This window comes from Pseudomonas sp. Teo4 (assembly GCF_034387475.1).
GTDB lineage: Bacteria > Pseudomonadota > Gammaproteobacteria > Pseudomonadales > Pseudomonadaceae > Aquipseudomonas.
Window position 1 is genome coordinate 2,166,531 of record NZ_JAXCIL010000001.1, and the last position, 12,852, is coordinate 2,179,382.

Below are 12,852 nucleotides of genomic sequence, written 5' to 3' on the forward strand. Positions count from 1 at the left end.
GTGCTGCACGAAACAACCGCAATTGGGGCCGCTTTGCGGCCCATCGCCGGCAAGCCTGCTCCCACATCTACTGCGCTGACCTTCAGATCACTGCAGTACATGTGGGAGCGGGCTTGCCGGCGATGAGGCCAGTACAGGCACCACAAAACAGTTGCCCCCGCAGTGAGTCCGGCACTTAGGCCGCGTTCTGCTTCAGGGACCGCGAAGGGGTCCTTGGAGGCTATCTGATCTGGTGCTTGTGCAACAGTCGATAGAAAGTTGGCCGCGATACCCCAAGCACCCTCGCTGCAATACTCAGGTTATCGCTGTGCCGGTTGAGCACGTCGCACAGCGCCTGGCGTTCCGCGCGGTGCTTGTAGTCCTCCAGCGTGCCCAACGGCTGGTCCTGCTGCTCCATCACCTGCAAGCCCAGGTCCTGGGCTTCTATCTGCCGCCCCTCAGCCAGCACCAGGCCCCGTCGTACGCGGTTGGCCAACTCCCGAACATTACCCGGCCAGTCATGCCGCCCCATCGCGGCCAGGGCATGGTCGCTGAATGAGCGTGGCCGGCGTCCCGTCTCCAGGCTGTAGAAATGCGAGAAGTGGTTGGCGAGCATCGACAGGTCACCGTGGCGGTCGCGTAACGGGGCGGTCACCACCTGCAGGACGTTGAGCCGGTAATAAAGGTCTTCCCGAAAGCGCCCCTGCTCGATGGCCTTTTCCAGGTCCACATGGGTCGCTGCCAGTACCCTGACGTCAACCGGAATCGGTTGGCTGCCACCCACCCGCTCGATGTGCTTCTCCTGAAGAAAACGCAGTAAATTTGCCTGCAACTCCAGCGGCAAGTCGCCGATTTCATCGAGGAATAGCGTGCCGCCATGGGCCGCCTCGATTCGCCCGACCTTGCGCTGGTGGGCACCCGTGAACGCACCCTTCTCATGGCCGAAGAGTTCGGACTGAATCAGGTGCTCTGGGATCGCCCCGCAGTTGATGGCGATGAACGGTTGATCGAAGCGTTGCGACTGACGGTGCAGCGTACGCGCCACCAACTCCTTGCCCGTGCCGCTTTCGCCCCTTATCAGCACCGGCGACTCGGTGGGCGCCAGTTTGCCCAACAGCTTGCGCAATTCACGGATGGGCCGGCTGTCGCCAAGCAGTTCGTGCTCCAGCTCCTCCACCTGCACCGCACCCTTGCCACGCAGGCGCGCCATGCCAAAGGCCCGGCCCAAGGTAACCTGGACCCTGGAAACGTCGAACGGCAGGGTGTGGAAGTCGAAGAACCATTCGCAAACGAAGTCCCCGACGTTCTGCATGCGCAGTTCTTCAGCGCTGAGCACGGCAATCCATTCGGTATTGCTGCGCTTGATCATGTCCTTGACTGCATCGGGGTGTCGCAGGTGCGAAGCCTGCAGGCGCAACAGGCCAACATCGCAGGGATACTCGAGCGCGGCGCCCAAGGTACAACTGTGAACATCCCAGCCAGTACCGCTGAGGCCGGGGAGAAGACGGTGGCAGTCGTCGCAAGGATCGACGATGAGCAAGCGGCGTTGGGATGCAGGCTCGTGCATGACCTTTCCTTGGCGCCAAATTATGGTTTTTTACATGAAAACAGTAAGTTGCGACGCCCGAATTAACAGTAGCAACGAACTTGGCGGTGCCCACTACCGTCTGTCTGCAAACGCTCGTCACCATAATGTCACAAGGGAATTTTCACCCTTTGATGACGTCACAGGGTGCACAGAATGGGAGCTACTTTTCCCGTTTTGAAAAAATTTACAATTACCATGTGACTTGACCACCGACTTGAAGCATCAGTACGAATAACCCCGCGCTGGGTATCGCGAAATGTTTTAGCGAGCACCTGGCAACGCGGACTTCATTTCGATGTTTGGGACCATAGAGAGACCGAACCATGAATGCCCCGCTCCGTGTCAACGAAGCACTGCTGATTGCCGACCACGCCTTCGAACCCTTCCAGTGCGTTGCCTGGGATGCCCCCAACGGTTCGGGCGAGCTGAGCCTGGCAGTCATCGACCGGACCAGCACCCGTATCGGCAGCAAACAAGTTTCCTCGCGTATCTATTCCGACCCGGCCCAGTGGGCGAGCCTGATCGAGGAAGTGCGTGCCGAGTTGTCCGAAAAAGGTTACGACCTGCAACCTTGGTCGATGCCTAAGTAATGCCTGCGGACGACACAAGTGCGTGCCAGATCACGCACTTGTGAAACTTCGTTATTGCCGCACTGGCAACTTTCTCTATTGCGACATAGTGTCGCAGCCGTCCAGAAAGTGTAACTACTGCATTACTTTGAAATGTTGCAGGTGCTGATAGTCGGCTTGCAGTTCTTCGGCCAATTGCCTGGCACGCCCCAGGCGTATTGGCGCCATTTCCATGTCCACCAGCAGTGTCTCGCACGGCATCGGCTGCACGGCGCTCCAACGCTGCAGGCGGCCATCGGTGAACACCAGGCAGCGCTGCACCTCATCAGGGTAGGCCTTGCGCCGCGCCTGCAGCCACTGTCGGGCCTGCTCCAGCGCCGCGATCAATGGCGTGCCACCACCAGCGCCCAGTGCCTGCAACCAGGGTTGCAGCGCCGCCGAGGCCTTGAGGCCATGGCGCTGCCATTGGGGCGCACCACCGCTGGCCGTCAACAGGGCCAGGCGTGCCCGCTGCCGATAAGCCTGGTCGAACAGTTCCGCCAGCAGGCCTTTAGTGTGCGTCAGCGCCTGGTGACGGCGGGTTGACGCCGAGGCGTCGACGATGACCAGCCATAGTTCGTTGGCCTGCGCCCGGCGCTGTTGCCAGCACAGGTCCTGACGTAAACGTGGGCGCCCTTTGAGCAGGGTCGGCAACCAGGCTACCCGGCCTGTCGAAGCGGCCTGTGCACGGCCTCGGCTGCCGCCCTTGAATGTCCCGGCCCGGGGTCTGGCATCCGTCGCCTTGGCCTCGGGCGGGCGGATGCTCAGGGCTTTTTTGCCCAGTTCGGCACCTCGCGACGCGCCCCCGTGGCCACCTGCTGGGGCGCCATAGCCCCCCAATCGCCCTGCCCGCCTTGTTTTTGCGAGTCGCCCTGGCCGCTATCCGCTGCCGTCGAAGGCGGCGTGGCCTGGGGCGATACACGTCGACGATGGCGCAGAGCAAACTCCGCCACGGCATCGACATCTTCCTCGGCAATGACCTCGGCACCGCGCCAGGCGCAATGAGCGCGGGCCGCGCGCAGCCAGACCAAGTCGGCACGCAGGCCATCGACGCCAGCGGCGAAACAGCGTTCGGTGATCCAGGCCAAGGCCTGGTCGTCCAGGGCAATGTGCACCAGTTGCTGACGCGCGGCCTGGCAGCGCTCACGCAACTGCGCCTGAGCGGCGGCCCATTGAGCGCAAAACGCCTGAGGGTCGCTGTCGAAGGCCAGGCGGCGGCGAATGATGTGCTGGCGCGCCTCCGGTGCCGGTACCCCTTCCAGGGCCACGTTCAGGCCAAAGCGATCGAGCAGTTGCGGGCGCAACTCTCCTTCTTCCGGGTTCATCGTGCCAATCAGCACGAACCGTGCACTGTGGCGATGGGAGATACCGTCACGTTCTATTCGGTTGGTGCCGCTGGCGGCCACATCGAGCAACAGGTCCACCAGGGTATCGGGCAGCAGGTTGACCTCATCGACGTACAGCACGCCGCCGTCGGCCTGGGCCAGCACCCCTGGGGAGAATTGCGCTTTACCCTGCCCCAGCGCGGCATCCAGGTCGAGCGTGCCGACCAGCCGTTCTTCACTGGCGCCCAACGGCAAGGTGACGAACGGCCCCTCGCCCAACAGGTCTGCCAAGCCACGCGCCAGCGTACTCTTGGCCATGCCGCGCGGTCCTTCGATCAGCACACCGCCAATCTTCGGGTCGATGGCGGTCAGGCACAACGCCAGCTTCAGGTCATCGGCGCCCACCACGGCCGCCAGGGGAAATTGCACGGGTTCACTCATTTCAAGCCTGTTCCTCGCCGTCGAGCAACTGCTCCTCGAGGGCCTCTCGATAGTCACCGGGGGCCTGCCAGAGGCCCCGCTGCTGAGCCTCCAGCAGGCGCTCGGTCAAGTCGCGCAGGGCCTCTGGGTTGTGCTCGCGCATGAAGTCGCGGGTCGCCGGGTCGAGCACGTAGGCGTCGGCCAGTGACTGGTAATGATGGTCATCGATCAGGTGCGTGGTGGCGTCGAAGGCGAACAGGTTGTCCACCGTCGCCGCCATCTCGAAGGCGCCTTTGTAGCCATGGCGCTTCACGCCGTCGATCCACTTGGGGTTGAGCGCACGGGCACGGATGACCCGGTTGAGCTCTTCCTTCAGGGTGCGGATGCGGGGCCGATCGACCTGGCTGTGATCGCCGTGATAACTGGCCACCGTCGTGCCGACCAGAGTCTCGGAGGCGGCCAGCATGCCACCCTGGAACTGGTAGTAATCGTTGGAGTCGAGCAGGTCATGCTCGTGGTTGTCCTGGTTCTGCAGCACCGCCTGCACCTTGCTCAGGCGCTGGGCGAACTGGGCACGGGCGGGAGTGCCCTGGTCAGCACTGCCGTATGCATAGCCGCCGTGATTGAGGTAAACCTCGGCCAGGTCTTCGCGGCTGTGCCACAGGCGACCATCGATGGCGTTCTGCACACCGGCACCGTAAGCGCCAGGCTTGGCACCGAACACTCGCCAGCCTGCTTCACGGGCTGCCTGGTCGGCCGAGACGCCTTGCGCCAGCAGGGCTTCGCGCTCGCTGCGCACCCGCGCCGCCAGGGGGTTGAGGTCGTCGGGCTCATCCAGTGCCGCCACGGCCTGCACGGCGGCATCGAACAGACGGATCAGGTTACCGAAGGCGTCGCGGAAGAAGCCCGAAACACGCAATGTGACGTCGACCCGAGGGCGGTCCAGCAGGCTCAGGGGCAGGATTTCGAAATCGTCGACCCGCTGGCTGCCGGTCGCCCACACAGGCCGAACGCCCATCAACGCCATGGCCTGGGCGATGTCATCGCCACCGGTGCGCATGGTTGCCGTGCCCCAGACCGACAGGCCCAACTGGCGCAGGTGGTCGCCATGGTCTTGAAGGTGACGCTCCAGAATCAGGTTGGCCGAGGCGAAGCCCAGGCGCCAGGCCGTGGTCGTGGGCAGGTTGCGCACATCCACGGTGTAGAAATTGCGGCCGGTGGGCAGCACGTCAAGACGGCCACGGCTGGGTGCACCACTGGGCCCCGCAGGCACGAAGCGCCCCGACAGGGCTGCCAACAGGCCGCTGATTTCCGATGTGCCACAAGCATCCAGATTCGGCGCGACCTCATCACGCAGCGCCTGCACCACCTCATGCACACCCTGCCACTGGGTATGTTCAGGCAACTGCAGAGTGCCCGCCAGGGCTTGCTCGATCACCTGCAGGGCCATCAGTTCGATGCGTTCGCGGGTGTCCCCGTGAGTGCGCCACGCGCCACTGCTGACGGCCTGAAGCAACTGGGGACGCGGCCCATCCCAAGGAAGCCCAAGCTCGCAGTCCAGCGGGTCGAAGCCCAGCGCCAGCGCCTTGGCCAGCGCGCGCGGCAGGCTGGCGTTGCCACCACGCCCATCGCCACGCTCCACCCGCAGCAATGCCAGCAAGGTATCGAGGCGTAGCCGGCCCTCAGGTGACTGGCCGAACACATGCAAGCCATCACGGATCTGCGATTCCTTGAGGTCGCACAGGTAGGTGTCCAGGCGTGGCAGCCATACCGCCGCGTCGTCCAACTGGCCTTCGAGCTGCAGCTCGCGGTCGATGTGGTTGACCTTGACCAGCTCGAGAATGTCGCGCTGCAGCTCGCGGGCACGCCGTGGGTCGAGCAGTTGCGCCTCGTAGTATTCGTCGGCCAGCTGCTCCAGGTGACGTAGTGGGCCGTAGGTTTCGGCGCGCGTCAGCGGCGGCATCAGATGGTCGATGATCACCGCCTGGGTCCGGCGCTTGGCCTGGGCGCCCTCGCCCGGGTCATTGACGATGAACGGGTAGATGTTCGGCAGCGGCCCCAGCAACGCGTCGGGCCAGCACTGAGCAGACAGGCCGACGCCCTTGCCGGGCAACCACTCGAGGTTGCCGTGTTTGCCGACATGGATCACCGCGTCTGCGGCGTAGGCATGACGCAGCCAGAAATAGAACGCCAGGTAGCCGTGCGGCGGCACCAGGTCGGGGTCGTGGTACACGGCGCTGGGGTCGACCTGATAGCCACGGGCGGGCTGGATACCGACGAAGGTCAGGCCAAAGCGCAGACCGGCGACCATCAAGCGGCCGTTGCGGAACATCGGGTCCTGCTCGGGCGGCCCCCAACGCTCAAGCACGGCCTGGCGGTTGGCGTCCGGCAGGCGCTCGAATGCCGCCTGGTAATCCGCGAGGCTCAGACTCTGGGCGCAAGGTCGCAGGTCCAGATGGTCGAGGTCGTTCGTCACTCCGCCCAACAACTGCTGAATCAACTGTGTGCCACTGTCAGGCAGGTCGGCCGATGGATACCCCTCGGCCTGCAGGGCCTTGAGGATATTCAATGCCGCTGCCGGTGTATCCAGGCCGACGCCATTGCCGATGCGCCCGTCACGGGTCGGGTAGTTGGCCAACACCAGGGCCACGCGTTTCTGCCCGTTCGGCAGGCGCGCCAGCTCCACCCAGTGCCGCGCCAGCTCGGCGACGAAGTCCATGCGCTCGGGATGGGCCCGGTAACAGACCACATCCGCCTGGCTGCGCTCGCTGCGCCAGGCCAGGTCCTTGAAACTCACTGGCCGAGTGATGATGCGCCCATCCAACTCGGGCAAGGCGATATGCATGGCCAGGTCGCGGGCGCCCAGGCCCTGCTCGCTCGCCTCCCAGCCGGGCTGGTTATCCTGGGCGCAGATGGCCTGCAACACCGGAATATCACGCCGGAACGGCCGCAGGTTGGGGCGCTCCGGGCTGGACAGGGCGAACCCCGTGGTGTTGATCAGCACTTCGGCGCCCACTTCGTCCAGCCAGGCTTCGACCTGCTCCAGGCAGGCACTTTCCTTGAGGCTGGCTACCGCAATCGGCAACGGATTGAGCCCGGCCGACTGCAAGCGCTCGCAGAACACGTCGATGAACGCGGTGTTGGCCGCTTGCAGGTGCGAGCGGTAGAACAGCAGCGGTGCCACCGGATGCTCCGGGTGCCACTGGCTGTACCAGTCTTCCAGCGAGGCGCTGGCCTTGGTCGGGTGATAGACCGCGGTCCTGGGCAGTGGCTGCGGCTCGTCCCAGGCGCAATCGCAGCCCAACCACTGACTGGCGATGCAGTTGAACAGGTTGATGGCGTTGGCCTTGCCGCCCTGACGCAGGTAATGCCAGAGGCGTTCGGCCTGCTCGGTGGTCACCGTGCCCAACCCGGTGAGTTCCGGGTCGGGACGGTCATCCCCGGGCACCAGTATCAGCTGCACGCCACGCGCCGCCAGCTCGACCAGCTGCTCGACACCGTAGCGCCAATAGCCGACGCCGCCATGCAATGAAACCAGTATCACCTTGGCATGACGCAACACCTGGTCGACGTACAGGTCGACCGAGGCATGGTTCTGCACCTGCATCGGGTTGGCCAGGCGCACGCTGGGGAAGCCCGGCGGCAGTTGCTCGGCGGTTTCGGCGAGCAACGCCAGGTGTGAGTCGCCGCTGCAGAGAATCACCAGGTCGGCGGGGGTCTGGCCGAGATCGGCGATGCTGTCGTCCGGCACGAAGCCGCCGGGCTGGGTCCGCAGCAGGTGCATGGGTCAGGCGCCCAGGGCCTTGCGCAGGCGCGCTTCCAACTCGGTGGCGTCCAGGTCCTGGCCGATCAGCACCAGGCGGGTGATGCGCGGCTCGTCGGCGCGCCAGGCGCGGTCGAAGTGTTTGTCGAAACGGGTGCCCACGCCCTGCACCAGCAGGCGCATCGGTTTGCCCGGAATGGCCGCGAAGCCCTTGGCGCGCAGAATGCCGAATTCGACCACCAACTGGGTCAGGGCATCGAGCAGCAGGCTCTCGTCGGCTTCAGGCAGGTCGATGGAGATCGAGTCGAAGGCGTCGTGGTCATGATCGTCATGGTCATCACCTTCGTGGTGCGAATCGTGGTGAGTACGACGGCCGTCAATGTGCGCCTCGGACTCGGCGCCCACGCCCAACAGCACTTCCAACGGCAGTCGACCGCTGCTGGCCTCGATCACCTTGACCGCTGGCGGCAGCTCTTCGGCGACTTCCGCCCGGACCTTGGCCAGGCCTTCGGCGTCGATCAGGTCGGCCTTGTTCAACACCACCAGGTCGGCACTGGCCAGTTGGTCGGCGAACAGCTCGTGCAGCGGCGATTCGTGGTCCAGGTTAGGGTCGAGCTTACGCTGGGCGTCCACCTGGTCCGGGTAGGCGGCGAAGGTGCCGGCGGCCACCGCCGGGCTGTCGACCACGGTGATGACGGCGTCCACGGTGCATGCATTGCGGATTTCCGGCCATTGGAAGGCCTGCACCAGGGGCTTGGGCAGGGCCAGGCCGCTGGTTTCGATGAGGATGTGGTCGAGGTCACCACGGCGGGCCACCAGCTCGCGCATGACCGGGAAGAACTCTTCCTGCACAGTGCAGCACAGGCAGCCATTGGCCAGCTCGTAGACTCGACCGCTGGCTTCTTCCTCGGTGCAGCCGATGCTGCATTGCTTGAGGATCTCGCCGTCGATGCCCAGTTCGCCGAATTCGTTGACGATTACCGCGATACGGCGGCCTTGGGCGTTGTCGAGCATGTGCCGGAGCAAGGTGGTCTTGCCCGAGCCGAGGAAGCCGGTGACGATGGTGACGGGGAGCTTGGCCAGTGTTTTCATGTCGCAATGCCCTTGGCAGGATGGCGGGCATGCGGGACGACAGCCACGGGCAAGGCATGCCGGGCTTGTTCGCCACCGGATCACCCCGCCCGGTTGAAAGTCGAAATCGTTCGAGGCAGGTCTCCTGGCTTGCACCGTTTCGCCCCCCGCTACGAAGGGGCTGGTGGGATGACGCCTTCCCGCGCGGGCGCAGTGGCTGTGTCGATCCGTTGTCGGTGCTTACAGTTGCGGGGGCAGCCGCGGCTTGTACCGCGTTCCCGTCTTAGCTTCGGCCGGGCCGAAGAACCTCGAAGCGGCAAGGCTACGCGTGGGGTGGCGGGTGGTCAACTGTTCGCATGATCGCTTGCTGTTGGTGTTGCTCGGCTCTTGCTTTTAGTGCGCGGTAGTTCAGACGCAGCAGATTGCGACGTCAGGAGGCCGAGCGGAGGTCTTGCGAAGGAAGGTGACGGGCATGGATGCCCGTCAAGCGCTGCGGCCCAGGATGGGCCGTACAGCGCGGTCCTTCCGGGAGCAAGACCGGAGCGAGGGGACCCCGGAGCGTAGCGTAGGGGCCGGATGTAGGAGCCAGCGGCTTTGGTTCCTTTGGCCAAGATGTATAGACCGGACACATGGTGGACACGTGTACGGGGACATGGTTGACACTTTCCGGCGAGCTCACTTTGCCGGATTGCCATCATGCCCTGGAATACGAGAGATGCCATGAGCCTGAAAGAAGAGTTTATTGCCCTGGCGCGGCAACCCGGCAGCAACAAACGCCAACTGTGCCGGCTATTCGGTATCAGCCCTCAAACCGCCTACAAATGGCTCGAGCGCTATGAGGCTCAAGGCCGGTCAGGCCTTCAGGAGAAGTCCCGACGCCCCTTCAATAGTCCGAAACTGACTGAAGCCGCCTTGGAGGCAGAAGTCATAGCGCTTCGGCAAGAACATCCGGCATGGGGAGGACGCACGATCAGTAACCTGCTGCACAACCGTGTCGCGCCCAGCACCGTTACCAATATCCTCCGCCGCCATGGCCTGATTCTGCCTGCTCAAACGACGCGTGAGGCCATGCTGAGGTTTGAGCATGATGCTCCTAATGATCTATGGCAGATGGACTTCAAAGGACATTTCCCGACGCAACAAGGCCGATGCCATCCTTTGACCGTGCTGGATGACCATTCTCGCTTCAGCCTGGCCATACAGGCCTGTGACAGCGAACGGGGTGCGACGGTCAAGGAGAAGATGGTGGAAGTCTTCCAGCACTATGGTTTGCCGGCGCGAATCAACGTCGATAACGGTGCACCGTGGGGCTCACCGCGCAATCCTGGAGAGGTCACAGAGCTAAGTATCTGGCTGATTCAACTGGGGATCCGAATAAGTTTCAGTCGTCCCTATCATCCTCAAACCAATGGCAAGCTCGAGCGCTTCCATCGTTCTCTCAAAGCTGAGGTGCTCGATGGGCGCCAGTTTTCCACGCTGATGGAGGCTCAAGCTGCGTTTGATCGATGGCGCGATATCTATAACCTCCAACGGCCTCATCAAGCCTTGGGATACCAGGTGCCTATAGACCGATACCGCACCAGTACTTGGGCCTATCCGCAGCAGTTGAAGGCGTTTGAGTACGGGCCTGACGATGTAGTGGCCAAGGTCTATCACAGCCGGTTCCGTTTCCAGAAACGTTACTTCAGTATTGCGAAAGGCCTGGCTGGGCATGAAATTGCTATACGTCCTAATGCTGAAGGCGGGGGCTTGTTCAATGTCTACTTCTGCCATCATTTCCTGCGGACAATCGACGTGACCAAGCCGGATTACGGTTCATAATCTGTCAACCATGTCTCCGCACACGTGTCCACCATGTGTCCGGTCCGTACACCAAGACCAAAGGAACCCGCCGTAAGGGCGGAAAGGTGAATAAGCGCCTCCATCGCAAATGGATATTCACCTGCCTCAAGTGCCGCTAAATTCCTGCTTTTCTGCTTTTCTGCTTTTCTGCTTTTCTGCTTTTCTGCTTTTCTGCTTTTCTGCTTTTTGGCCGTCGTCGGTTTTGAAAGTTTGGAGCATATCCATTCACGGTGGTGACGCACATTCACCTTTCCGCTCTTACAGCGGGTCCCTTTTTGTCGTGGCTGTACGGACTGGACACATGGTGGACACGTGTACGGTCCGTACAGTCGTGGCAAAAAGGAACCAAAAACCGTCGGCTCCTACATCCGGCCCCTACGCTTCGCTCCGGGGTTCCCTCGCTCCGGTCTTGCTCCCGGGAGGACCGCGCTGTACGGCCCATCCTGGGCCGCAGCGCTTGACGGGCATCCATGCCCGTCACCTCCCTCCGCAAGACCTCCACTCGGCCTCCTGAAGTCGCAATCTGCTGCGTCTGAACTACCGCGCGCTAGAAGCAAAAGCAGAGCAAAAGCAGGGCAAAATCATTCTTGAAATGTAACTGCATTTGACGCGCATCCCGCCCCGTGCTCTCCTTACGCCTTGCGTTCAGGTGCCCCCTAGGGGGGTGAAACGGGAAACCGGTGCGTCACAGCCCCTCGACAGGGCTGGACAAGGCCGGTGCTGCCCCCGCAACGGTAAGCGAGCGAAGCGTCTAGACCACTGTGCCAGTGCATCAGGCATGGGAAGGTGACCTTTTCCAAGGAGCCCTGCTCCTCCTCGCAAGCCCGGAGACCGGCCTGGCGTTCATGAACACCCCGCGGTGGGCGGGCGCTGTCGCATTCCCCTGGGCACTTCGCGCCCGGGGTTGCCGCGCCTGCCCATTGCCCACAAAAAGCAGAGGAACGCGTCATGCCCGTCACCAGCGCCAAACACAGCATCGCCACCCCCATTACCCTCAGCCAGCGCCTCGTTATCGCCGTAGGTGCCAGCCTGCTGGGCCTGTGCCTGGTCTATTTCGCAGGCTTCTCGCACATCGAAGCGGTCCACAATGCCGCCCACGATACTCGCCACAGCGCCGCCTTCCCCTGCCACTGAGCCCGCCCGCATGATCAAGCGCATCGCCCGTACGGCAGGCTTCAGCGGCTTGCTTGCCGCACTTCTGCTGACCTTGCTGCAGAGCTTCTGGGTCACCCCCCTGATCCTTGAAGCGGAAACCTACGAATCCGCCGCGCCAGCTGTTGAACAGCACAGCCATGAAGGCGAAGCGGCGCACACCCATGAACACAGTGCTGAAGCCTGGTCACCGGAAGATGGCTGGCAACGTGTGCTGTCGACCACCGGCGGCAATCTGGTGGTGGCCGTTGGCTTCGCGCTGATTCTGGCTGCGCTGTACAGCCTGCGCGAGCCAAACCGGGTAGCCACCGGCGCATGGTGGGGCCTGGCCGGGTTCGCCGTGTTCTGCCTGGCCCCCACCCTCGGCTTGCCACCGGAACTGCCCGGTACCGCCGCCGCAGAACTGGGGCAACGGCAAACCTGGTGGATCGGCACCGCTGCCGCTACCGCATTGGGCCTGGCATTGCTGGTTTTCGCCCGGCATGGCTTGCTCAAAGCGTTGGGCGCGGTCGTGCTGGTCCTGCCGCACGTGATCGGCGCGCCGCAGCCTGAAGTGCACCAAAGCCTGGCCCCCGAAGCACTGGAAACCCAGTTCGTGTTCGCCTCCTGGCTGACCAATGCCGCCTTCTGGCTGGCACTGGGCCTGATCAGCGCGTGGTTGTACCGCCGCTCAAGCCAGGCTTGAAGGCCACTGGGGTGTCGTCGTCCAAGCTGTACGCAGGCATTGGCTGCCGTCAGGGCTGCCCGGCGACAACGCTCGACACCCTGCTGCGCCAGGCGCTGGATGCGCTTGGCCTGTCGGTGGCCGCGCTGGGCGGTATTGCCAGCATCGACGCAAAAGCCGACGAACCGGGGTTACTGCAACTCGCCGAACAGCTCGACCTGCCGCTTACGCTGTTCGACTCTGCGCAACTGCTGCCCTTCGAACCGCTGCTCAGCCACCGTTCGCCAACCGTGTTCGCTCACAGCGGCTGCTGGGGTGTAGCGGAGAGTGCTGCCTTGGCGCTTGCCACCCGACATCAAGGTGCGGCGCGGCTTGTGGTTACTCGCCAGGTGCTTGGCCCGGCTACCCTCGCCCTGGCTTGTGGCCGATAATCGATCCAT

The 12,852-nt window shown here is 63.4% G+C and carries 11 protein-coding genes and 2 riboswitches; of the genes, 5 read left to right on the top strand and 6 right to left on the bottom strand.

Going from position 1 to position 12,852, the window contains the following annotated elements; translation table 11 throughout:
* Positions 1-220: 220 nt before the first annotated feature.
* On the bottom strand, positions 221-1,546 hold the full coding sequence (locus PspTeo4_RS09885) for a sigma-54 dependent transcriptional regulator (protein WP_322363520.1): 1,326 nt from the start codon (positions 1,544-1,546) through the stop codon (positions 221-223).
* Between the two features lie 344 nt (positions 1,547-1,890).
* Here PspTeo4_RS09885 and PspTeo4_RS09890 point away from each other — a divergent pair, with 344 nt between their 5' ends.
* Positions 1,891-2,157 (top strand): hypothetical protein, encoded by a 267-nt coding sequence (locus PspTeo4_RS09890; protein ID WP_322363522.1) that lies wholly within the window; start codon positions 1,891-1,893, stop codon positions 2,155-2,157.
* A gap of 114 nt (positions 2,158-2,271) precedes the next feature.
* Here PspTeo4_RS09890 and PspTeo4_RS09895 read toward each other — a convergent pair whose 3' ends face one another.
* The 4 genes from PspTeo4_RS09895 to cobW form a co-directional block, all read right to left on the bottom strand.
* Complete coding sequence (locus PspTeo4_RS09895) at positions 2,272-2,829, bottom strand: vWA domain-containing protein (RefSeq protein ID WP_322363524.1); 558 nt, start codon at positions 2,827-2,829, stop codon at positions 2,272-2,274.
* Positions 2,830-2,939: 110 nt separating this feature from the next.
* Positions 2,940-3,941: an ATP-binding protein gene (locus PspTeo4_RS09900; RefSeq protein WP_322363526.1), complete on the bottom strand. Its 1,002-nt coding sequence runs from the start codon at positions 3,939-3,941 to the stop codon at positions 2,940-2,942.
* Position 3,942: 1 nt separating this feature from the next.
* Positions 3,943-7,704: a cobaltochelatase subunit CobN gene (gene cobN / locus PspTeo4_RS09905; protein WP_322363528.1), complete on the bottom strand. Its 3,762-nt coding sequence runs from the start codon at positions 7,702-7,704 to the stop codon at positions 3,943-3,945.
* Between the two features lie 3 nt (positions 7,705-7,707).
* Complete coding sequence (gene cobW / locus PspTeo4_RS09910) at positions 7,708-8,775, bottom strand: cobalamin biosynthesis protein CobW (RefSeq protein ID WP_322363530.1); 1,068 nt, start codon at positions 8,773-8,775, stop codon at positions 7,708-7,710.
* Between the two features lie 96 nt (positions 8,776-8,871).
* Positions 8,872-9,080, bottom strand: a riboswitch (cobalamin riboswitch).
* A 370-nt stretch (positions 9,081-9,450) separates the two neighbouring features.
* On the opposite strand from cobW, the gene PspTeo4_RS09915 reads away from it, so the two are divergent.
* A complete protein-coding gene (locus PspTeo4_RS09915) occupies positions 9,451-10,575 on the top strand; it encodes an IS481 family transposase (protein ID WP_322362636.1) in 1,125 nt (374 codons plus the stop codon).
* Here the strand turns inward: PspTeo4_RS09915 and PspTeo4_RS09920 are convergent.
* Positions 10,563-10,844, bottom strand: a complete 282-nt coding sequence (locus PspTeo4_RS09920; protein ID WP_322363532.1) for a hypothetical protein — start codon at positions 10,842-10,844, stop codon at positions 10,563-10,565. The two genes, PspTeo4_RS09915 and PspTeo4_RS09920, sit on opposite strands and share 13 nt — an antisense overlap.
* A gap of 382 nt (positions 10,845-11,226) precedes the next feature.
* A riboswitch (cobalamin riboswitch) is annotated at positions 11,227-11,451 on the top strand.
* 93 nt (positions 11,452-11,544) lie between these two features.
* Between PspTeo4_RS09920 and PspTeo4_RS09925 the strand changes: the two genes are divergently transcribed.
* Genes PspTeo4_RS09925 through PspTeo4_RS09935 form a run of 3 tightly spaced genes read left to right on the top strand, consistent with a single transcriptional unit; the run spans position 11,545 to position 12,843 of the window.
* A complete protein-coding gene (locus tag PspTeo4_RS09925; RefSeq protein WP_322363533.1) occupies positions 11,545-11,730 on the top strand; it encodes a CbtB domain-containing protein in 186 nt (61 codons plus the stop codon).
* Between the two features lie 10 nt (positions 11,731-11,740).
* Positions 11,741-12,433, top strand: coding sequence for a CbtA family protein (locus tag PspTeo4_RS09930; RefSeq protein WP_322363534.1), 693 nt, complete (start codon positions 11,741-11,743; stop codon positions 12,431-12,433).
* Positions 12,403-12,843, top strand: coding sequence for a cobalamin biosynthesis protein (locus tag PspTeo4_RS09935; RefSeq protein ID WP_322363536.1), 441 nt, complete (start codon positions 12,403-12,405; stop codon positions 12,841-12,843). The genes PspTeo4_RS09930 and PspTeo4_RS09935 overlap by 31 nt, the downstream gene beginning before the upstream one ends.
* Positions 12,844-12,852 lie beyond the last annotated feature (9 nt).

What these genes read in the sequence shown, in the direction of transcription:
- PspTeo4_RS09885 (WP_322363520.1), bottom strand. Translation starts at nt 1,546, where the DNA reads ATGCACGAGCCTGCATCCCAACGCCGCTTGCTCATCGTCGATCCTTGC.
- PspTeo4_RS09890 (WP_322363522.1), top strand. Translation starts at nt 1,891, where the DNA reads ATGAATGCCCCGCTCCGTGTCAACGAAGCACTGCTGATTGCCGACCAC.
- PspTeo4_RS09900 (WP_322363526.1), bottom strand. Translation starts at nt 3,941, where the DNA reads ATGAGTGAACCCGTGCAATTTCCCCTGGCGGCCGTGGTGGGCGCCGAT.
- cobN (WP_322363528.1), bottom strand. Translation starts at nt 7,704, where the DNA reads ATGCACCTGCTGCGGACCCAGCCCGGCGGCTTCGTGCCGGACGACAGC.
- cobW (WP_322363530.1), bottom strand. Translation starts at nt 8,775, where the DNA reads ATGAAAACACTGGCCAAGCTCCCCGTCACCATCGTCACCGGCTTCCTC.
- PspTeo4_RS09915 (WP_322362636.1), top strand. Translation starts at nt 9,451, where the DNA reads ATGCCCTGGAATACGAGAGATGCCATGAGCCTGAAAGAAGAGTTTATT.
- PspTeo4_RS09925 (WP_322363533.1), top strand. Translation starts at nt 11,545, where the DNA reads ATGCCCGTCACCAGCGCCAAACACAGCATCGCCACCCCCATTACCCTC.
- PspTeo4_RS09930 (WP_322363534.1), top strand. Translation starts at nt 11,741, where the DNA reads ATGATCAAGCGCATCGCCCGTACGGCAGGCTTCAGCGGCTTGCTTGCC.